Genomic DNA, 20969 nt, shown 5'->3' with positions numbered 1-20969 from the left:
CGACATGAGAGATGCTCGCAGATGAGCGGAACCCCGAGAGCCGGTGGCGCGCGATGACCTGCACCGCGCACCCCGGGGTCAGACGAGCTTCAGCTTCTTGCGGAGCGCCTGCACGTGCCCGGTCGCCCGGACGCCGTACTGCGCGAACTCGAGCGCTCCCTCGGCTCCGACGACGAACGTCGAGCGCAGCACGCCGACGACGGTCTTGCCGTAGAGGCTCTTCTCGCCCCACACCGCGTACGCGCGGTGCACGGTCATGTCGGGGTCGCTCAGCAGCGGGTACGCGATGCCCTGGGCGTCGGCCCAGCGGCGCAGCGCCTCCGGGGCGTCCCGCGAGATCCCGAGGACCTCGTAGCCGGAGTCGCGGAGGGACGCCGCGTTGTCGCGGAAGTCGCAGGCCTCCGTGGTGCAGCCGGGGGTGTCGGCCTCGGGGTAGAAGAACAGGATGACGCGCCGTCCGCGGTATTCCGTGAGCGAGACGGGCTCGCCGTCCTGGTTCGGCAGCGTGAACTCCGGAGCGGAGTCGCCGACGGCGAGGCGCGCCTCGGCGGGGAGGGGGGAGAGGTCGGTCATCGTCTGCTTCCGTCGGTCGTGGCGAAGGTGGTCAGGAGGCGCTGGAGCGAGTCGAGGCGCTCCGGTCCGCTGGCGCCCAGCAGTCCGCCCTCGACAGCCTCGATGATGGCGCAGTCGGGGGAGTCGGGCAGGTGCGTGCAGCCGCGCGGGCAGTCCCGGGCGATCACGGCGAGGGTCGTGAACGCGCCGAGGATGTTGTCGGTGTTCACGTGGCCGAGTCCGAACGAGCGGACGCCGGGGGTGTCGATGACCCAGCCGTGCCGGTCGCCGCGCTCCACGCGGAGCGAGACGGTGGAGGACGAGGTGTGCCGACCGCGGCCCGTCACGGTGTTCACGCGCCCGATGGCCCGGTGCGCGTCCGGGACGAGCTTGTTCACGAGGGTGGACTTGCCGACTCCGGAGTGCCCGACGACCACGGTCTCGTGGCCGAGGAGGGCGTCGGCGATCTCGTCGACCGGCGGCTCGTCCTGGCTCGAGAGGAACACGCGGAGGTCGAGCCCCTCGAAGTTGCGGAGGAACGGGGCCGGGTCCGCGAGGTCGGTCTTGGTGATGCAGAGCATCGGAGTGATCCCGGCGTCGAAGGCGGCGACCAGGTAGCGGTCGACCAGCCGGGTCCGGGGCTCGGGGTCGGCGGCGGCCACCACGCAGAGCATCTGGTCGGCGTTGGCGACGATCACGCGCTCGATCGCGTCGGTGTCGTCGGCGCTGCGGCGGAGGAGGGTCGACCGCTCGCGGATGCGGACGATGCGGGCGAGCGTCCCCTCGTCGCCGCTGGAGTCCCCGACCACGTCGACGCGGTCGCCGGCCACGATCGCCTGGCGCCGCAACTCGCGGGCCCGGGCCGCCGTGAACTCGTGCTCCTCGGGCGTCCCGTCGCCGATCATCACCGTGTAGCGACCCCGGTCGACGCCGAGCACCATCGCGATCTCGGCGTCCTCGTAGGCGGGCCTGTTCTTGGTCCGGGGCTTCGTGCCCTTCGGGTTCGGGCGCACCCGCGCGTCCGACTCGTCGTACCCGTCGAAGTCGTCGAGAGCACCGTCGGCGTCGAGGCCGCTGTCCGTCCACCACGACACGGGTCAGACCGATCCGGCGAGGGTCGTCCACAGCTCCGGGAACTGCGGGAGGGTCTTCGCTGTCGTCGCGACGTCCTCGATCAACACGCCGGGGACCACCAGGCCGATCAGAGCGCCGGCGTGGGCCATGCGGTGGTCCGAGTAGGTGCGCCAGCGGCCGCCGTGGAGCTCGGCGGGCTCGATGCGCAGACCGTCCTCGAGCTCCGTGACCCGGCCGCCGAGGCCGGTGATCTCGGCGGCGAGGGCGGCGAGGCGGTCCGTCTCGTGGTGACGGATGTGGCCGATCCCGGTCAGGGTGCTGGGAGTGGAGGCCAGCGCGGCGAGGGCGGCGAGGGCGGGGGCGAGCTCGCCTCCCTCCGACAGGTCGAGGTCCACGCCCAGGATCTCGTCGCCGCCCGTGACCACGAGGTCCTCGCCGTCGCGCTCGACGCGGGCGCCGAACAGCGGCAGGATCCGCTCGAGGTGCGCCCCGACCTGCGTGGTGACGGCCGGCCAGTGGCGAAGCCGGACGCGGCCGCCCGTGACGAGGGCCGCAGCGAGGAACGGCGCGGCGTTCGAGAGGTCGGGCTCGATCAGCACGTCGGCGCCGGCGATGGGCTGCGGCGCGACGGTCCACTCGCCGTCGGCGGGCGTGCCGACCTCGACGCCCCGTGCCGCCAGTGCGGCGACGGTCATGTCGATGTGGGGCCGGGAGGGGACGGCGCTGCCCTCATGGCGCAGGTGCAGTCCCTCCTCGAAGCGGGCGCCGGCCAGCAGGAGCGCCGAGACGAACTGGCTCGACCGCGAGGCGTCGACGACGACGTCGCCGCCCCGGACGGCCCCGGAGCCGTGGACGGTGAAGGGGAGCGCGCCGCGGCCGTCGTCGGCGACGTCGACGCCGAGCGCGCGGAGGGAGGCGATCGTCGCCCCCATCGGCCGCTTCGCCGCGTACGCGTCGCCGTCGAAGGTGGTGGGGCCGAGCGCGAGGCCGGCCAGCGGCGGGACGAAGCGCATCACGGTGCCCGCGAGCCCGCAGTCGATCGTCGTCGAGCCGAGCAGCTCCTCCGCGGGCTCCACGACCAGGTCGGCGCCGAAGCCGCCGGTCGAGCCGGACTCCCGGATCGTGGTGCCGAGCGAGCGCAGCGCCTCGATCATCAGGGCGCTGTCGCGGGAGTGCAGCGGCGCCCGCAGCGTGGAGGGTCCGTCCGCCAGAGCGGCGAGCACCAGCTCCCGGTTGGTCAGCGACTTGGAGCCGGGCAGGCCGACCTCGGCGTCGAGAGCGCCGGCCGCGAGGGGTGCGGGCCAGGCGTCGTCGCCGGGGAGCGCACGGGCGTCGCCGTACGGATCGAACTCGGGGGCGGAATAACGCGAGAAGACCATCGGTTGTCAGGATAGTCGGCGCGCAGGGCGTCGTCAGGAGCGTGACGGAGGCGGAGCATGACGGCAGCACCCCCGGTCCTCCGGAGCAGCAGGCCCGTCGCCCGGAGGCGCCCTCGTGCCGCAACCCCGGTCGTCCGCCGCGCCGCCGCTCTAGAATCGCTCGTGATGACTCGCGACGACGAACCCCGCACCACCCCCGCCGACGAGGCTCCCGAGCCCGCCGACGCGGAGCAGACGATCGTGGAGACCGTCGAGGAGTCGCTGGACGACGCCCCGGTCGAGGCTCCCGTCGATCTCCGCTCCCTCTTCGAGCAGCAGGCGCTGCCCTTCATCGACCAGCTCTACGCGGCCGGTCTGCGGATGACGAAGAACCCCTCCGACGCGCAGGACCTCGTGCAGGAGACGTTCGCGAAGGCGTTCGGCGCGTTCCGCCAGTTCGAGCAGGGCACCAACCTGAAGGCCTGGCTCTACCGCATCCTCACGAACACGTTCATCAACTCGTACCGCAAGAAGCAGCGCGAGCCCTACCAGAGCGCGATCGACGAGCTCGAGGACTGGCAGCTGGGCGGCGCCGAGTCGACCACGGCCACCTCCAGCCGCTCGGCCGAGGCGGAGGCGATCGACCACCTCCCCGACACCGCGGTGAAGGAGGCGCTCCAGGCGATCCCGGAGGACTTCCGGCTCGCCGTCTACTTCGCCGATGTCGAAGGCTTCTCCTACCAGGAGATCGCGGACATCATGAAGACCCCCGTCGGGACCGTCATGAGCCGGCTGCACCGCGGCCGGCGCATGCTGCGCGAACGACTCACCGACTACGCACGCGAGCGCGGATTCCGCGCCGCATTCACTTCCGGGAGCACGAAATGACCGACAGCGGCTGCACGAAGGCGAAGGCCGAGCTCGAGGAGTACCTCCACAACGAGCTGTGCAAGGAGGACGCCGCCGACATCCGCGAGCACATGGCGGGATGCGTCGACTGCGCCGATGAGGCGAAGGTCGGCGTGGTGCTGACGGTCGCCGTGCAGCGGGCGTGCAAGGAGACGGCGCCGGAGGACCTCCGCGCCCAGGTGCTCGGCATGCTCCGCGACGAGCACGCCGCGCACTCCCAGGCGCCCGCCCGCCTCTAGGCGCCGCACGACCCGGGGAGCCCCGGCCGTTCGAGACCTCCCGCGCACCGCGGGCCCTCGAGGGGCCGGGGCTCCGTCGTGTCCGGCGGCCTCCGGGCGCCGCGGCACCCGCACGTCGCGCGCGCTCCTGCCGGTCTCTGCGGGCCTGCGGTCAGGCACGGTCCGCCCGCAACGCGACGGGCCCGCCGGAACACGAGGTTCCGACGGGCCCGACCGCGTCGTGCGGACCGCGGGTCAGCGGGTGAGCGCCCGCGACAGCAGGTCGGCCTGCTCGGAGGCGTGCCGCTTGGCCGAGCCGGCCGCGGGGGAGGCCGCGGAGGGCCGCGAGACCACGCGCATGGACCGGCCCAGCTTCGGAGCGACCTCGAGGGCCATGAACGGCCAGGCGCCCTGGTTCTCGGGCTCGTCCTGCACCCAGACGAGCTCCGCGTCCGGGTATCGCTCGGCGATGCCGCGCAGCTCCTCGATCGGCGCCGGGTAGTACTGCTCGACCCGGACCAGCGCGATGCCGTCGTCGGGCTTCTTCTCGAGCTCCGCCTTGAGGTCGTAGTGGACCTTGCCGGCGTGGAGCAGGACGCGCTTCACGGCGGAGGCGTCCTCGATCCGCGCGTCGTCGATCACCGGCTGGAAGCGGCCCGAGGTGAAGTCCTCGACCGGGCTCGAGGCTCCGCGCAGGCGCAGCATCGCCTTCGGGGTGAAGACGATCAGCGGTCGGCGGGGCCGGGAGTAGGCCTGGCGGCGCAGCAGGTGGAAGTAGGACGCCGGCGTCGACGGGCGCGCGACGGTCATGTTCCGCTCCGCGCACATCTGCAGGTAGCGCTCGATCCGGGCCGACGAGTGGTCGGGGCCCTGGCCCTCGTAGCCGTGCGGAAGCAGGAGCACGAGCGACGAGCGCTGGCCCCACTTCTGCTCGGCCGAGGAGATGAACTCGTCGATCACGATCTGGGCGCCGTTCGCGAAGTCGCCGAACTGCGCCTCCCACAGCACGAGCGAGTCGGGCCGCTCCACCGAGTAGCCGTACTCGAACGCCATCGCCGCGTACTCCGAGAGCAGCGAGTCGTAGATCCAGAGCCGGGCCTGCTGGTCGGACAGGTTCATCAGCGGCAGCCACTCCTGGCCGTTCTCGCGGTCGTGGAGGACAGCGTGGCGCTGGACGAAGGTCCCGCGGCGCGTGTCCTGGCCGACGAGGCGCACCGGGGTGTCCTCGAGCAGCAGCGAGCCGAGCGCGAGCAGCTCGCCGAAGGCCCAGTCGATGGAGCCGGAGCGGCTCATCTCCTGGCGCTTCGCCAGCAGCTGCTGGAGCTTGGGGTGCACGGTGAAGCCCTCAGGGGGCGTCGTGAACGCGTCGCCGATGCGGGTGACGACCTCGGTCTTCACGCCGGTGACCTCGGGCTCGCCCGGGTAGTCCTCGCCCTGCTGCGCGTCGGGCAGCTCGAGGTCGGCCACGGAGTCGCCGTCGGCGGTGATCACGGGGATCGCGCCGGTCTGCGCGGCGTGGGTCTCGGCGAACGCGCGCTCCAGGCGGTCCTGGAAGTCCTGGTGGGCGCGGTCGTACTCCTCCTCGGTGATGTCGCCGCGTCCGACGAGCGCCTCGGTGTACAGCTTGCGGACCGAGCGCTTGGCCTCGATGAGGCTGTACATCAGCGGCTGGGTCATCGAGGGGTCGTCGCCCTCGTTGTGCCCGCGCCGGCGGTAGCAGATCAGGTCGATGACCACGTCGCGGTGGAACCGCTGGCGGTACTCGAACGCGAGCTGCCCGACGTGGACGACAGCCTCGGGGTCGTCGCCGTTCACGTGGAAGATCGGCGCCTGGATCGTCTTCGCGCCGTCGGTCGAGTAGATCGAGGTGCGGGCCTCGTGAGGGGGAGTCGTGAACCCGACCTGGTTGTTGATGTTGATGTGGATCGTGCCGCCGGTGCGGTACGCGCGCAGCTGCGACATCTGCAGGGTCTCGACCACCACGCCCTGGCCCGCCATCGCGGCGTCGCCGTGGACGAGGATCGGCAGCGTGGTGAAGGTGCCGATGGGCTTGCGGTCCTGCTTGGCGCGGACGATGCCCTCGAGCACGCCGTTCACGGCCTCGAGGTGCGAGGGGTTCGCCGCCAGGTAGACCGGGATCTCCTCGCCCGCCGCGCCGCGGAAGGTGCCCTCGGTGCCGAGGTGGTACTTCACGTCTCCGGAGCCCTGGACCGTGCGCGGGTCCTGGGTGCCCTCGAACTCGCGGAAGATCTGGCCGTAGGTCTTGCCGGCGATGTTGGTCAGCACGTTCAGGCGGCCGCGGTGGGCCATGCCGATCGCGACCTCGTCGAGGTGCTCGTCGGCCGCGCCCTGCAGGACGGCGTCGAGCAGCGCGATGAGCGACTCCCCGCCCTCGAGCGAGAAGCGCTTCTGGCCCACGTACTTGGTCTGCAGGAAGGTCTCGAAGGCCTCGGCCTCGTTGAGCTTGCCCAGGATGCGCAGCTGCTCGTCGTGGCCCGGCTTCTCGTAGCCGCGCTCGAGCTTCTGCTGCATCCAGGCGCGCTGCTCCGGGTCCTGGATGTGCATGTACTCGACGCCGACGGTGCGGCAGTACGAGTCGCGGAGGATCCCGAGGATGTCGCGCAGCTTGAGCTGGCGCTTGCCGCCGAAGCCGTCCGTGACGAACTCGCGATCGAGATCCCAGAAGGTGAGGCCGTGGCTCTCGATGGCGAGGTCGGGGTGCGAGCGCTGCACGTACTCCAGCGGGTCGACGTCGGCCATCAGGTGCCCGCGGACGCGGAACGAGTTGATGAGCTCCTGCACGCGGGCGGTCTTGGAGACGCGCTCGGCGAGGTCGACGGCGATGTCCGTGGACCAGTGGATCGGGTCGTAGGGGATGCGAAGCGCGGCGAAGATGTCCTCGTAGAACCCGCGGCCGCCGAGCAGGAGCTCGTGCACGATCTTGAGGAACTCGCCCGAGCCGGCACCCTGGATGACGCGGTGGTCGTAGGTCGAGGTCAGGGTGATGGTCTTGCCGATGCCCAGCTCGACCAGCGTCTTCTCGGACGCGCCCTGGAACTCCGCCGGGTACTCGAGGGCGCCGGCTCCGATGATGCAGCCCTGGCCCTTCATCAGGCGGGGGACGGAGTGGACCGTGCCGATGCCGCCGGGGTTCGTCAGCGAGAGCGTGGTGCCCGCGAAGTCGCCGGCGACGAGCTTGTTGCCGCGCGCGCGCTTGACCAGGTCCTCGTAGGCCGAGAGGTAGGCCGTGAAGCTCAGCGTGTCGGCGCGCTTGATGCTCGGCACGAGCAGGGCGCGCGTGCCGTCGGGCTTCGGCATGTCGATCGCGATGCCGAGGTTGACGTGCGCCGGGGCGACGACCGCGGGCTTGCCGTCGACCTCGTCGTAGAACACGTTCTGGCTCGGGAAGTCCTTGAGCGCGAGGATGAGCGCCCAGCCGATCAGGTGCGTGAACGAGACCTTGCCGCCGCGGGTGCGGCGCAGGTGGTTGTTGATGACGATGCGGTTGTCGATCATCAGCTTCGCCGGGATCGTGCGGACGCTCGTCGCAGTGGGGATGCTGAGGCTGGCGTCCATGTTGGTCGCGAGGCTCTTCGCCATGCCGCGGAGCGGGGTGACGACGTCCTCGTCCGGCGTCGAGTCCTCGGCGGAGGGCTTGCTCACCGGAGCGTCGGCCGGGATCGGCTGCGCCTTCGGCTGCTTCGACGTGGTGCGGGAGGCGGGGGTCGACTCGGAGGAGGAGGCGGCGGCGGGATGGGTCACGGCGCCTCCGCCGCTCGACGAGACGCGCTCGGCGGCAGCGGCGGGCTTCGAGGCGGCGGGCGCGGGGGCCGCGGCAGGAGCCGGAGCCGGAGCGTCCTTGCCGGAGTTCGCGAGCTGGGCGCCGTAGCGCTCCAGGATGGGCCACCAGGACTCGTCCACCGAGGCGCGGTCGGCGCTGTACTGCTCGTACAGCTCCTCCACGAGCCACTCGTTGGCTCCGAAGTCCTCCGCGCCCTGCTCTGTTCCTGCTCCGGTCAACTGGCTCGACACAGCCGATCGCCCACTCTCTCCGTTGATTCGTCCTCGATCATACGGACGGGCCCGTCGCATCCCTCGGCGCCTGCCACCGCGGCGGAGGAGGTCGTCCTCGCACCAGCGGGAACCGGTGCCGTCGCCTGGTCCCGTCCCGGTCGCCAAGCCTAGCCCCGTTCCCTGCACGGCCGACCCGGGGCCGCGCCGGAGTAGCGTTTCCCCCATGCGTTTCTCCGGCGGAACACCCTCAGGCGACCTCACCTACTCGGACGTCTTCCTCGTCCCCGGCCGCTCGTCGGTGACGAGCCGCCTCGACGTCTCGCTCGCTCCGGGCGACGGCACCGGGGCGACGATCCCCGTCGTCTCCTCCAACATGAACTCGGTCACCGGTCAGCGCCTCGCAGCGACGCTCGCGCGCCGGGGCGGGCTCGGCGTCCTCCCGCAGGACATGCCTCTGCAGGCGCTGGACGCCGCGATCCGCTGGGTGAAGCGCCAGCCGGTCGCTTTCTCCGGCGCCCTCACCGCCTCGCCGGCGACGACCGTGGAGGAGGCGCTGCGCATCCTGCCGGCCGTCGCCGGCCACGGCTTCGTGGTGCAGGAGGAGGGCGGCGCGATCCTCGGCTGCGTCCCGGCCGCGCGCCTGGCGACCGCGCTGCCGGACGCGCGTCTGGGCGACCTGGTGCACTCCGCCACGCCCTCGATCGACGCCGACGACGTGCCTACCGCGCGGGCCGCCTTCGACCTCATGGTGGCCGCCGACCTCGACTTCGCCCCGGTGCTGCACCACGGCGCCCTGGTCGGCACGCTGTCGCGCACCGGCGCCCTCCGCTCCACCGTCTACGACCCGGCGCTCGACGCGGACGGGCGTCTGCGCGTCGCGGCGGCGATCGGCATCAACGGCGACGTCGAGGCGAAGGCGCGCGCGCTCGTCTCCGCGGGCGTCGACGTCCTCGTCCTCGACACCGCGCACGGCCACCAGGAGGGGATGCTCCGGGCGCTCCGGACGGTCTCCGCGCTCGATCTCGGAGTGCCGATCGCGGCGGGCAACGTCGTCATGGCCGACGCGGTGGACGACCTCGTCGACGCGGGAGCGGACATCCTCAAGGTCGGCGTCGGCCCCGGCGCGATGTGCACCACCCGGATGATGACCGCGGTCGGCCGCCCGCAGTTCTCGGCCGTCCTCGAGACGGCCGAGCGCGCGCACGAGCTGGGCGCCCACGTCTGGGCGGACGGCGGGGTGCGCTACCCGCGCGACGTCGCCCTCGCGCTGGCCGCGGGCGCCGCCTCCGTGATGATCGGCTCCTGGTTCGCCGGCACGATCGAGGCTCCGGGGGAGCTGCGCAGCGACGCGGCCGGCCGGGTCTACAAGGAGAGCTGGGGCATGGCCTCGGCCAAGGCGGTGCAGGAGCGCTTCGACCGCCTCGACGCGTACGAGCTCGCCCGCAAGCGCCTCTTCGCCGAGGGCATCTCCTCCTCCACCATCTACCTCGATCCGCTGCGGCCCTCGGTCGAGGACCTGCTCGACATGATCACGTCGGGGGTCCGCTCGTCCTTCACCTACGCCGGAGCCCGGAGCGTGGCCGACTTCCACGAGCGGGCGCACGTGGGCCTGCAGTCGGCCGCGGGCTACGAGGAGGGCAAGGCGCTGCCGGTCAGCTGGTGAGCGGGCGCCGCGTGCTAGAACCGAGCCCATGACCATCGTCGACAACGCCGTGTACGTCGGCGGCCGCCGCATCCGGAACCCCGACTCGCTCGAGGACACCTTCGAGCTGATGCGCGACGAGCACGGCATGGCCTGGATCGGCCTCTACCGCCCGACGCGCGAGGAGGTCGAGGCGGTCGCCGAGGAGTTCGGGCTGCACCCGCTCGCCGTCGAGGACGCGCTGAGCGGGCACCAGCGGGCCAAGCTCGAGCGCTACGACGACGGGCTCTTCGTCGTGCTGCGGCCGGCGCGCTACGCGGACGCCGCCGAGACGGTCGTCTTCGGCGAGCTGCACGTCTTCGTCGGCCCCGACTTCGTGGTCACCATCCGGCACGCCGATTCCCCGGACCTCGCCCGCGTGCGCCGCCGCCTGGAGGAGGATCCGGCCCTCCTCGCCCGCGGGCCCGAAGCGGTGCTCTACGCGATCCTCGACCAGGTCGTCGACGAGTACGCGCCGGTGGTGTTCGGCGTCCAGGGCGACGTGGACGAGATCGAGGACCAGCTCTTCGGCGACGACTCGGACGACGGGCTCTCGGAGCGCATCTACCGGCTCTCGCGCGAGGTCATCCACTTCCAGCGCTCGGTGCAGCCGCTGACCGCCCTGCTGCACGAGCTGCTGCAGGAGTCGACGCCCGTGGAGGGGGAGCCCTCGCCCTCGCCGGAGCGGATCGAGCTGCGCCGGTCACTCCGCGACGTGCTCGACCACACCATCCGCGTGACGGAGGCGGTCGACTCCCTGCGCGCGATCCTCGACAAGGCGCTCACGGTGCACTCGACGCTCGTCTCGCGCCGGCAGACCGAGACCGGGCTCGCCCAGAACGACGTGGTCCGCAAGATCTCCTCGTGGGCGGCGATCCTCTTCGCCCCGACGCTCGTGGCCGGCATCTACGGGATGAACTTCGACGACATGCCGGAGCTGCACTGGCGCCTCGGCTACCCCTGGGCGCTGGGCCTGATGGTGCTGTTCGGCTTCGCGCTCTACGCGGTGTTCAAGCGGAAGAAGTGGCTCTGAGCCGCGGCATCGGAGCACGCCCGGCGGCGCTCCGCGGCGGGTAGACTCGGCGCCACAATGGACGACCCTCCCTCTGCGCATCCGGCCTGTTCCGCTCACTGCAGTGCTCCTCGGACTCCCGCTCGCCGCTCACGGTCCGCCGCTCCGCCGGCCCGCCCCGTCCGGCCCTCCTCGCACCTCCCTCTCGTGACCGGGGGCGACCACCGTGGGAACTGAGTGGCTCCTGCTCGGAGTCGGCCTGCTGCTGACCCTGGGGACCGGCGTCTTCGTCGCCAGCGAGTTCGCGCTGGTGAACCTCGACCGGGCCGATCTCGAAGCCCGTCGCGACCGCGGCGAGACGCGCCTGGGCATGACCATCGCGGCCCTGCGCGTCACCTCCACGCACCTCTCGAGCGCGCAGCTGGGCATCACCCTCACGACGCTGCTCACCGGCTACACGATGGAGCCCGCCCTCTCGACGCTGCTCCAGGAGCCGTTCAGCGGACTCGGCATCCCGGAGGAGGCGCTCGCGCCGGTCATGACGGTGGTCGCCATCGTCATCGCGACCCTGCTGTCGATGATCCTCGGCGAGCTGGTCCCCAAGAACTTCGCCCTCGCCCTGCCGCGGGCGACCGCGAAGCTCGTCGTGCCGCTGCAGACCGCGTTCACGACGGTGTTCCGCCCGGCCGTCGCCCTGCTGAACGGCAGCGCGAACGCCCTGCTGCGCCTGGTCGGCATCGAGCCGAAGGAGGAGCTCTCGGGCGCCCGCAGCGCCGAGGAGCTCTCGAGCCTCGTGCGCCACTCCGCCAGTGCCGGACTGCTCGAGGAGGACACGGCCGACCTGCTCGGGCGCACCCTCCGCTTCTCCGCCCTCACCGCGGGCGACGTGATGACGCCGCGCCTGCGCCTGTCGACGGTCGAGCGCGCGAGCACCGCGCAGGACGTGCTCGACCTCGCCCGAACCACCGGGTTCTCGCGCTTCCCGATCACGGACGACGACATCGACGACATCGTCGGAGTCGTGCACGTCAAGCAGGCCGTCGCCGTGCCCCGCGGCAAGAGGTCCGACGTCCCGGTCACGGCGCTGCGCTCCGAGCCGCTCCGCGTCCCCGAGACCATGAAGCTCGACGTGCTGCTCACCGAGCTGCGCGGACGCGGCTTCCAGCTCGCGGTCGTCGTCGACGAGTACGGCGGGACGGCGGGCGTCGCCACGCTCGAGGACCTGGTCGAGGAGCTGGTCGGCGAGGTCGCCGACGAGCACGACCGCTCCCGGGCCGACGTGGTCAAGCTCCCCGGCTCCACCACCTTCCCCGGCATGCTCCGCCCCGACGAGGTCCTCGACCGCGCCGGCGTGCACATCCCCGAGGAGGGGCCCTACGAGACGGTCGCCGGATTCGTGATGAGCGAGCTCGGCCGCCTCCCCGCCGTCGGCGACCGGGTCGACGTCGAGGGCGGGTCTCTGCGCGTCGAGCGCCTGGACGGCCGCCGCATCGACCGCCTCCGCTTCACGCCCGATCCCGACGCGGATCCCGACGGGATCCCCGACCCGCTCGCCGACGTCGCCCGCGGACACCGCGGACGGAAGGAGTCCGACGATGAGTGACTGGGCCGGAATCGCCTGGCTCGTGGTGCTCCTCGCCGCGAACGCCTTCTTCGTCGGAGCGGAGTTCGCGGTCATCTCCGCGCGCCGCTCCCAGATCGAGCCCCTCGCGGAGAGCGGACGCCGCAGCGCGATCACCGCGCTCGCCGCGATGGAGCACGCCACACTGATGCTCGCGACCACGCAGCTGGGCATCACCGTCTGCTCGCTGCTGATCCTCAACGTGAGCGAGCCGGCGATCCACCACCTGCTCGAGGTGCCGCTGCACGCCGTCGGCATTCCCGACGAGCTCTCCGGCACCGTCGCCTTCGTCATCACGCTGCTGATCGTGTCGTTCCTGCACGTGGTGCTCGGCGAGATGGTCCCCAAGAACATCTCGTTCTCGATGCCCGACCGCGCCGTGCTCCTCCTGGCGCCGCCGCTCGTCGCCATCGCCCGGGTCCTCCGCCCGATCATCGTCGCCCTCAACGCGGTCTCGAACGGAGTGCTCCGCCTCTTCAAGGTGGAGCCCAAGGACGAGGCGAACAGCACCTTCACGCTCGAGGAGGTGCAGACGATCGTCGACCAGTCCACCCGCGAGGGCACGCTCCGCGACTCGACCGGGACCCTCCTCGCCGCGTTCGAGTTCACCGAGAAGAAGGTCCACGACGTCGCCCTGCCCCTCGACGGGATCGTCAGCCTCCCCAGCGGAGCGACCCCCGCCGACGTCGAGCGCGCCGTCGCCAAGCACGGCTTCTCGCGCTACGTGATCCTCGGCGAGGACGGCACCCCCGAGGGCTACATCCACCTCAAGGACGTCCTCGACCTCGACGGCGACACGGAGGGCGCCAAGTTCCGCCTCCCCGTCCCCGCCAAGCGCATCCGCCAGCTCGCCTCGATCTTCGAGGCCACCGACCTCGAGGACGCCCTCGCGATCATGCGGCGCACCGGCGCCCACCTCGCCCGCGCGTTCGACGAGCAGGGCCGCGCCACCGGAGTGCTGTTCCTCGAGGACATCATCGAGGAGCTCGTCGGCGAAGTCGACGACGCCACCCGCCGCTAGGCGCGGGCCGCGGAGGGGCCGTCTGCGGCGTTGTCGTCGGGCGCGATACCGCCGGTATCGCTTCCTCCTCCGCCTTGCATCCGACCCCTCCTCGGCCCGCGCCCGCGGGTGCTGGAGGGGGCGTTGTCGTCGGGCGCGATACCGCCGGTATCGCTTCCTCCTCCGCCTTGCATCCGACCCCTCCTCGGCCCGCGCCCACGGGTGCTGGAGGGGGCGTTCGCGGCGTTGTCGTCGGGCGCGGTACCGCCGGTACCGCTTCCTCCTCCGCCCAGCGACTGCCCCCTCCAGCACACGCGCCCCCCTGGAGAAAGGGGAGAGGGGTGCGGCTGCGCCGGCACCAGTGCGCCGCGCCGGCATCAGTGCGGCTGCGCCGGCACCGGGCGGCTCCGTCGCAGGGCGACGTAGGGTGGCGGGATGGGTGAGCGGGTCGGGACGGCGGAGGCGGCGCGGAGCATCAGGGTGCCGCGGGAGGACGACGACAAGTACACGCGCGGGGTGCTGGGGATCGCGACCGGGTCGGAGCGGTACCCGGGAGCGGCGGTGCTCGGCGTCGAGGCGGCGGTGCGGACGGGAGTCGGCATGGTCCGGTACCTCGGACCGGAGCGGCCCGCGGGACTGGTGCTCGCCCGGCGGCCGGAGGTCGTGACCGCGGTGGGGCGCGTGCAGGCCTGGCTCGTCGGCTCCGGCACCAGCGCCGAGGACCGCAGCGACGAGGAGCGGCGCACCCTGATCGAGCAGCTGCACTCGGGAGTCCCGGTGGTGCTCGACGCGGGCGCGCTCGACCTGATCGACGAGGCCGCAGGCCCGGTCGTCATCACGCCGCACTACCGCGAGCTCGCCGGAGTGCTCGGCCGAGCGGGTCTGGACGCGGACGCCGCGACGATCGCCGAGGCCCCGGGGGAGTGGGCGCGCCGGGCGGCGGACGGCCTCGGAGTCTGCGTGCTCCTCAAGGGCGGCACCACCCACGTCGTCGCGGGCGGCGTCGAGCTCGAGGTCTCCGGATCCACGCCCTGGCTGGCGACCGCGGGCAGCGGCGACGTCCTCGGCGGCGTGCTCGGCGCACTCCTCGCCGGTCGGGCCGCGGACGCCGAGGCGGCCGGGGCGACTCTGACCGCGGAGGACCTCGCCCCCGTGGCCGCCGCGGCCGCCGTCCTGCACGCGGAGGCCGGACGGAGCGCCTCCGCCGGCGGCCCGATCGCCGCGCTCGACATCGCGGAGCACCTGCCCGGAGTGGTCGCCGCACTCCTGCGCTGACACGCCCGTTGGACGAGCGCTGAACCGAACCGGGACCGCCGCCGTTGTCCTGGAGGAAGCGACGCCCGCGGCCCGGCTCACCGGCTCCGCACCGCCGCCTCATCGGGTGCTCGAAGCGAGCACCTCTACCGTCGGATCCGCCGCGTCCGCCTTGACCAGGAGAACAGACATGACCGCGAAGACCACGACTCCCGCCCGCTACGCCCTGACCCTCCTCGCCGGCGCCGGCACCCTCGCCGCGCTCGCCGCCTGCTCCAGCACCACCACGACCGGGAGCGACGCCGCCGACGCGGCGACCACCACCGCTCCGAGCACCGCCACCAGCTCCGCCCCCGAGGCGACCGGCGCCGCGTCCTCCGCCGCGAGCGGCAGCAGCTACGCCGACGGCACCTACGAGGCCGAGGGCGCCTACACCTCGCCCGGAGGGAACGAGAAGGTGGGCGTCTCGCTGACCCTCGCCGACGGCGTCGTCACCGACGTGACCGTGACCCCGGAGTCGGAGAACCCCACCGGCCAGCAGTACCAGTCGCGCTTCGCGGGCGGCATCGCGGGCGAGGTCGTCGGCAAGCAGCTCGACGAGCTGAAGGTCTCCAAGGTGTCGGGGTCCTCCCTCACCTCCGGCGGCTTCAACGACGCCGTCGAGACCATCAAGGCCGATGCCACGGCCTGACGCCCCGACGGTCCTCGGCCACGCGTGGCGGTTCGACGCGATCGGCACCGGCTGGCAGATCGACACCGCCGAGCCGCTCGAGCCCTCCCACCGCTCGCGGGTCGAGGCGCGCATCGCGGAGTACGACCGCACCTGGTCGCGGTTCCGTGACGACTCCGCCGTCTCGCAGCTGCGGGTCGGAGGCGAGCACGTCTTCCCCGACGAGGCGGCCGACCTCTTCGCACTGTACGACGTGCTCGACGAGCTGACCGGCGGGGCGGTCACCCCCTTCGTCGGCGGCTCTCTCGAGCAGCTCGGCTACGACTCCGCGTACACCCTCGTCCCGCGCGGACCCGCCGTCCCCGCTCCCTCCTGGGCCGCCGCCCGACGCGGGGCGGCGGGACTGCGGGTCGAGCCCGGGACCGTCGTCGACGTCGGCGCCGCGGGCAAGGGCCAGCTCGTCGACCTCGTCCTCGAGGAGCTCGACGGAGTCGGGCCCGCCGTCGTCGACGCGAGCGGCGACCTCCGGGGCATCGGAGCCGGACCCGTCCGGGTCGGCCTCGAGCACCCGTGGGACCCGAGCAGCGCACTGGGAGTGGCGGTGCCCGGCGACCGCGCGCTCTGCGGCTCGGCGAGCAACCGCCGCGCCTGGGGCAGCGGCCTCCACCACGTCCTCGACGGGCGGACCGGAGCTCCGGTCGAGAGCATCGTCGCCGCCTGGGCGGTGGCCGACACGGCCCTCGTCGCCGACGGGCTCGCGACCGCGCTGTTCGTCTGTCCGCCCGAGGCCCTCGCCGAGCGCTTCGACTTCGAGTTCGTCCGCGTCCGCAGCGACGGCACCCTCCACTACTCGCCTTCCTTCCCCGGAGAGGTCTTCCGATGATCGGCACCTTCGACCGCGCCCTCGGCCGCGTCACCACCTACCGGCTGGTCTGGATGACGCTCGCCGCGCTCCTGCTCGTCGCCGTCGGCTACGCCGCAGCCGGCCTGATCTTCTCGACGCCGCTCGAGATCCTCGGCACGACGCTCGTCGCCGTCGCCTCGACGGCCCTGGTCAGCGCGGTCCTCGCGCGGCTGTTCCGCAGCCGCGCGCACCTGGAGTCCTCGCTCGTCACCGGTCTGCTGATCGCCTGCCTGCTCTTCCCGACGGCCGATCCTCGCGGGCTCGCCGTGATCGCGCTCGTCGGCGCGATCGCCGCCGCGTCCAAGTACGTCCTGGCCTGGCGGGGCCGCCACCTCTTCAACCCGGCCGCGGTCGCCGTGCTGATCATCGGCTTCACCGGGCTCAACGCCGGAGCCTGGTGGATCGCCAGTGGCGCGATCTGGCCGTTCGTCGTCGTGGGTTCCCTCCTGATCGTCGCGCGGGTCCGCCGCTGGGCCGTCTTCGCCGTCTTCGTCGTCGTCGCCGGCGGGGTGTCCGTGCAGCAGGCGGTGCAGAACGGCCAGGACCTCGGCGCCGCGGCGGCCCTGGTCCTCACGGCCTACCCCTTCGTCTTCGCCGGCGCCTTCATGCTGACGGAGCCGCTCACGCTCGCGCCGCGCCGCTCGCAGCAGCTGCTCATCGCGGTCGTCGCAGCGCTCGTGGCGAGCGTCCCCTTCCACATCGGCGTCGTCTCCGCCACTCCGGAGCTGGGTCTCGTGGTCGGCAACGCCCTCGCGTTCGCCTTCGCGTTCCGCCAGCGTCGGCGGCACACGCTCGAGCTCGCCTCGACCCGCGTGCTGGCGCCGGGCATCGCGGAGTACCGCTTCCGCTCCCGCTCGCCGCTGGCCTTCGAGCCGGGCCAGTGGCTCGAGCTCGACCTGCCGCACCGCGCCGACAGCCGGGGCAGCCGGCGCACCTTCTCGGTCTCCTCCGCTCCGTCCGACGGCGAGATCGCGATCGCCCTGCGGATGCCGGAGAAGGCGAGCAGCTTCAAGCGCGCCCTCGCCGCGCTGGGGCCCGGCGACTCGCTCCGGGCGACGAGCGTCGGCGGTGACTTCGTCCTGCCGGCCGATCCCACCGTGCCGCTGCTGCTGGTTGCGGGCGGCATCGGGATCACCCCGTTCGCCAGTCAGCTCCGCTCGCTCGCGGACGGTCCGCGGCGCGACGTCGTCGTCGTGGTCGCCGCGCCGAGCCTCGCCGAGGTCGCGTACCGCGACCTGCTGCAGGAGTCGGGGGCCCGGGTCGTGCTCTGCTCGAAGGAGGCGCCGACCGACCTGCCCGCACGGTGGTCGCACGTCACAGGCCGACTGACCGCCGAGCTGCTCGCGGACGCGGTGCCGGACGCCGGCCGCCGCGTGGGCTACGTCTCCGGGTCGCCGTCGTTCGTCGACTCGGTCCGCGGCGCCCTGCGCGGTGCCGGGGCGAAGCGGATCCGCACCGACGCGTTCGCCGGCTACTGAGTTCATCGGGTCGTGACGCCTGCGGGCTGCTGACGCCTGCGGGCTGCTGACACCCGCGGGCTGCTGACGCCCGCCGTCTGCTGACGCCCGGCGGCGACCGACGCCGCCGGGCAACCGATGCCCGGCGGGAGCGGCGCTCTCAGGCGGGCTCAGGTGCTGCCAGGGTCCCGTTCAGCGGCCCCTCTACAATGACGCGGTGCCGTCCTCCCCTCCTCGAGCGTCCTCCCACCCCCTCGCCCGGCTGCGCGAGAACCGCGACTCCGTCGCCGTGCTCTGGGGCGCCTTCGCGCTGGTGCACGTGGTGCTCTCCCTCCTGGCGCTGTTCGCTCCGGGTCTGCCGATGGGCGACGTCAGCATCGTCTACAAGGAGTGGATGAGGACCGCCGTCGAGGGCGGCGGCATCGCCGGGATCGACACGGGCTGGGTCTACCCGATCCTCGCCTGGGGCCCGATCGCCGCCTCCTGGCTCTTCGGCTCGGCGGGCTACGACCTGATGTGGCTCGTCCTCGTCGCGCTCGCCGACGCCGCCGCCTTCGCCCTGCTGCTGCGCGGCCGGTCGGCACCGCGCCTCGCGGCGGCGCGCTGGTGGCTGCTGTTCCTCGTCCTCCTCGGGCCGATCGCGATCGGCCGCATCGACGCCTTCACCGCGCCGCCGGCCATCGCCGGGATGCTCTGGGCGGCGACCCGTCCGGGCGTCGCGGCGCTGCTGCTGACCGTGGCCACCTGGATCAAGGTGTGGCCGGCCGCGATCCTCGCCGCTGCCGTGCTGGTCCTGCGCGGACGGCTGCGGATGATCCTCGTCCCCGCGGTCGCCTCCGTGATCATCGTGCTCGCGGTCGTCCTCGTCGGCGGCGGGGACCAGGTCTTCAGCTTCGTCACCGATCAGACCGATCGGGGCCTCCAGATCGAGGCCGTCGTGAGCACTCCCTGGATGTGGCTGTCGGTCCTCCCGGGATCGGGGAGCTACGTCTACTACGCCGCCGACATCAACACCTTCGAGATGCACGGGCCCGGCACCGAGTTCGCGGCGAGCCTGATGACCCCGCTGCTCGCTCTGGCCATGCTCGGCGTGGCCCTGCTGGGTGCCCGTGCTCTCGCCCGCCGGGCGGACCCCGCCAGGCTGTTCCCGCTGCTCGCGCTGACCTTCGTGGTCGTGTTCATCGACACCAACAAGGTGCTCTCGCCGCAGTACATCGTCTGGCTCGCGCCGCCGGTGATCGCCGGGCTGATCGCGTGCCGCGACGGCGCGTTCGACCGGCCCGCGAAGCTGACCCTCGTCACTGCGGCTCTGACCCAGGTGGTCTACCCGTACCTCTACCTCTTCCTCCTCTGGTCGCACTGGTGGATGGTGCTCGTGCTGACCGTGCGGAACATCCTCCTCGTGGTGCTGCTCGGCTGGCTGCTGCGCGAGCTGTGGAGGATGGGGACGGCGCGGGTCGTCGCACCCGGCGCCACGACTTCCGCGTCGTCGCTGACCGGCGAGACCCGCCTGGCGCCCCAGGGCTCGTAGGCTCGGAGGGCGCGGGGCCGGCACGCGGTGCGCGCAGTCAAGGAGGCTCCCATGCTCGTCGCATTCTCGGTCGCACCGTCCGGGGGCGAGGCGCCCGACGCGTCCGTCCACGACGCCGTCGCCGCCGCCGTCCGCATCGTCCGCGAGAGCGGCCTGCCGTCGCGGACGACCTCGATGTTCACCGAGATCGAGGGGGAGTGGGACGAGGTCTTCGACGTCGTCAAGCGCGCGACGGAGGCCGTCGGAGCGTTCGGGACGCGCGTGTCGCTCGTCCTGAAGGCGGACATCCGCCCCGGCTACTCGGGCGAGATCGACGGCAAGATCGCCCGGCTGAACGACGCGCTGGGGGAGTAGCGGGTCCCCGCCGCGACCTCTCGCGTGCGGGTGTGCTCGAATCGATTCGACATCCGTCCGATCCTGAGTAGCCTTGAGCGGTGACGCTCTCGCCCGCTCGGACCCGCCTCGCCCTGCTCGCCCTCGCGATGGGGGGCTTCGGCATCGGCTCGACCGAGTTCGTCGCGATGGGGCTCCTCCCGCAGCTCGCCGCCGACCTCCTCCCCGGAGTCTGGGCCGCGAGCCAGGAGCAGGCCGTCTCGCAGGCGGGGATGCTGATCTCGGCCTACGCGCTCGGTGTCGTGGTCGGCGCCCCCACCATCGCCGCCGCAGCGGCGCGCTGGCCGCGCAAGAGGCTCCTCCTGACCCTCCTCGTCGCCTTCACCGTCGGGACGATCGGCTCGGCGCTGCTCCCGAGCTTCCCGCTCGTCCTCGCCGCGCGCTTCGTCGCCGCGCTCCCGCACGGCGCCTACTTCGGCATCGCCTCCCTGGTCGCCGCCGACCTGATGGGTCCCGGCAAGCGCGGCAAGGGAGTCGCGTTCGTCCTCTCCGGGCTCACGATCGCGAACGTCGTCGGCGTGCCCGCGATCACCTGGGTCGGGCAGGTGGCCGGCTGGCGCAGCGCCTACCTCGTGGTCGCGGTGCTCTTCGCGCTGACCGTCGTGGCCGTCCAGCTGCTGGTGCCCGCGCAGCCCGGGAATCCGGCGGCGACCGTCCGCAACGAGCTGCGGGCGTTCGGGCGCCTGCAGGTCTGGATGACCCTCCTCGTCGGCGCCATCGGCTTCGGCGGACTCTTCGCGATGTACAGCTACATCTCGCCGCTCGCGACCGAGGTGACGGGCCTGCCGCTCGGCGCGGTCCCGTGGATCCTGGTCGTCATCGGCCTCGGGATGACCGTCGGCAACCTCGTCGGCGGCTGGGCCGCCGACCGCGACGTGCGGCGGGCGCTGGTGGTGTTCTTCGCCGGCGTCGGCGTCTCGCTGATCGGACTCGCGCTGTCGGCCTCGTCGGTCGTCGGCCTGGTGGTGTTCGCGTTCCTCTCGGCGGGCTTCTCGGCGGCCGCGTCGCCCGCGATCCAGACCCGGCTGATGGACGTGGCGCGCGACAGCCAGACGATCGCGGCCGCGCTCAACCACTCCGCCCTGAACATCGGCAACTCGGTGGGTGCCGCGCTCGGCGGCCTGACGATCGCCGCCGGACTGGGCTACCTGTCGCCCATCTGGGTCGGCGTGGGCCTGACCGCGGCCGGAATCGTGCTCGCCTTCGGCAGCATCGCGATCGACCGCGCCCGGGGCACGGTCTACCCGGTCCACCGCGAGCCCGCCCAGCCGGGCACCGGCGGCATCCCGGTCGACGCGCTGTAAGCAGAGCGCGGCCAGGG

17 protein-coding genes are annotated in these 20969 nt (G+C 72.7%); 13 read left to right on the top strand and 4 right to left on the bottom strand.

All coding sequences use genetic code 11. The annotated features are described in order from the left end of the window. Positions 1-78 precede the first annotated feature (78 nt). From bcp to aroA, 3 genes are read right to left on the bottom strand one after another with little or no spacing between them, the layout of a single operon-like run. Positions 79-573, bottom strand: a complete 495-nt coding sequence (gene bcp / locus C5C36_RS00875; protein ID WP_104225495.1) for a thioredoxin-dependent thiol peroxidase — start codon at positions 571-573, stop codon at positions 79-81. Beyond that, positions 570-1646: a ribosome small subunit-dependent GTPase A gene (rsgA, locus tag C5C36_RS00870; protein WP_104224119.1), complete on the bottom strand. Its 1077-nt coding sequence runs from the start codon at positions 1644-1646 to the stop codon at positions 570-572. The genes bcp and rsgA overlap by 4 nt, the downstream gene beginning before the upstream one ends. A 3-nt stretch (positions 1647-1649) precedes the next feature. Then, positions 1650-3005, bottom strand: a complete 1356-nt coding sequence (gene aroA, locus C5C36_RS00865) for a 3-phosphoshikimate 1-carboxyvinyltransferase (protein ID WP_104309081.1) — start codon at positions 3003-3005, stop codon at positions 1650-1652. A 165-nt stretch (positions 3006-3170) separates the two neighbouring features. Between aroA and C5C36_RS00860 the strand changes: the two genes are divergently transcribed. Both C5C36_RS00860 and C5C36_RS00855 read left to right on the top strand, forming a co-directional pair. Beyond that, positions 3171-3872: a sigma-70 family RNA polymerase sigma factor gene (locus C5C36_RS00860; RefSeq protein ID WP_104224117.1), complete on the top strand. Its 702-nt coding sequence runs from the start codon at positions 3171-3173 to the stop codon at positions 3870-3872. After that, positions 3869-4132, top strand: a complete 264-nt coding sequence (locus C5C36_RS00855) for a zf-HC2 domain-containing protein (RefSeq protein ID WP_104224116.1) — start codon at positions 3869-3871, stop codon at positions 4130-4132. The genes C5C36_RS00860 and C5C36_RS00855 overlap by 4 nt, the downstream gene beginning before the upstream one ends. 234 nt (positions 4133-4366) lie before the next feature. Here C5C36_RS00855 and C5C36_RS00850 read toward each other — a convergent pair whose 3' ends face one another. After that, the gene (locus C5C36_RS00850) at positions 4367-8143 is read right to left on the bottom strand and encodes a multifunctional oxoglutarate decarboxylase/oxoglutarate dehydrogenase thiamine pyrophosphate-binding subunit/dihydrolipoyllysine-residue succinyltransferase subunit (RefSeq protein ID WP_181133757.1); all 3777 of its coding nucleotides are present in this window, start codon (positions 8141-8143) and stop codon (positions 4367-4369) included. Positions 8144-8348: 205 nt separating this feature from the next. Between C5C36_RS00850 and C5C36_RS00845 the strand changes: the two genes are divergently transcribed. The 11 genes from C5C36_RS00845 to C5C36_RS00795 all read left to right on the top strand — a co-directional run bounded on the left by C5C36_RS00845 (position 8349) and on the right by C5C36_RS00795 (position 20952). After that, positions 8349-9788, top strand: a complete 1440-nt coding sequence (locus C5C36_RS00845) for a GuaB1 family IMP dehydrogenase-related protein (protein ID WP_104309079.1) — start codon at positions 8349-8351, stop codon at positions 9786-9788. A 28-nt stretch (positions 9789-9816) separates the two neighbouring features. Further along, complete coding sequence (gene corA / locus C5C36_RS00840) at positions 9817-10839, top strand: magnesium/cobalt transporter CorA (RefSeq protein ID WP_104262451.1); 1023 nt, start codon at positions 9817-9819, stop codon at positions 10837-10839. A 205-nt stretch (positions 10840-11044) separates the two neighbouring features. Beyond that, positions 11045-12421: a hemolysin family protein gene (locus tag C5C36_RS00835; RefSeq protein WP_104225499.1), complete on the top strand. Its 1377-nt coding sequence runs from the start codon at positions 11045-11047 to the stop codon at positions 12419-12421. Next, positions 12414-13460 carry a hemolysin family protein gene (locus tag C5C36_RS00830; RefSeq protein WP_104224111.1) on the top strand — a complete coding sequence of 349 codons (1047 nt, stop codon included), beginning with the start codon at positions 12414-12416 and terminating at the stop codon, positions 13458-13460. The genes C5C36_RS00835 and C5C36_RS00830 overlap by 8 nt, the downstream gene beginning before the upstream one ends. Positions 13461-13874: 414 nt before the next feature. Next, entirely contained in the window at positions 13875-14714 is an 840-nt protein-coding gene (locus tag C5C36_RS00825; RefSeq protein WP_104262452.1) for an ADP/ATP-dependent (S)-NAD(P)H-hydrate dehydratase, read from the top strand. A 169-nt stretch (positions 14715-14883) separates the two neighbouring features. Beyond that, entirely contained in the window at positions 14884-15384 is a 501-nt protein-coding gene (locus C5C36_RS00820) for an FMN-binding protein (RefSeq protein ID WP_104224453.1), read from the top strand. Further along, positions 15371-16246, top strand: coding sequence for an FAD:protein FMN transferase (locus tag C5C36_RS00815; protein ID WP_104246649.1), 876 nt, complete (start codon positions 15371-15373; stop codon positions 16244-16246). Before C5C36_RS00820 ends, C5C36_RS00815 begins: the two co-directional genes overlap by 14 nt. Next, positions 16243-17745: an oxidoreductase gene (locus C5C36_RS00810; RefSeq protein WP_104262453.1), complete on the top strand. Its 1503-nt coding sequence runs from the start codon at positions 16243-16245 to the stop codon at positions 17743-17745. Before C5C36_RS00815 ends, C5C36_RS00810 begins: the two co-directional genes overlap by 4 nt. Before the next feature lie 196 nt (positions 17746-17941). Continuing rightward, positions 17942-19255 (top strand): glycosyltransferase 87 family protein, encoded by a 1314-nt coding sequence (locus C5C36_RS00805; protein WP_104262454.1) that lies wholly within the window; start codon positions 17942-17944, stop codon positions 19253-19255. Positions 19256-19306: 51 nt separating this feature from the next. Then, positions 19307-19609, top strand: a complete 303-nt coding sequence (locus C5C36_RS00800) for a thiamine-binding protein (RefSeq protein WP_104224449.1) — start codon at positions 19307-19309, stop codon at positions 19607-19609. A 128-nt stretch (positions 19610-19737) separates the two neighbouring features. Further along, the gene (locus C5C36_RS00795) at positions 19738-20952 is read left to right on the top strand and encodes an MFS transporter (protein ID WP_104246745.1); all 1215 of its coding nucleotides are present in this window, start codon (positions 19738-19740) and stop codon (positions 20950-20952) included. Positions 20953-20969: the final 17 nt, after the last annotated feature.

The sequence above is a fragment of the Rathayibacter sp. AY1G1 genome (assembly GCF_002932095.1).
GTDB lineage: Bacteria > Actinomycetota > Actinomycetes > Actinomycetales > Microbacteriaceae > Rathayibacter.
Note: the sequence above shows the minus strand (reverse complement) of the source record. Positions and strands in the feature narration are given on the sequence as shown.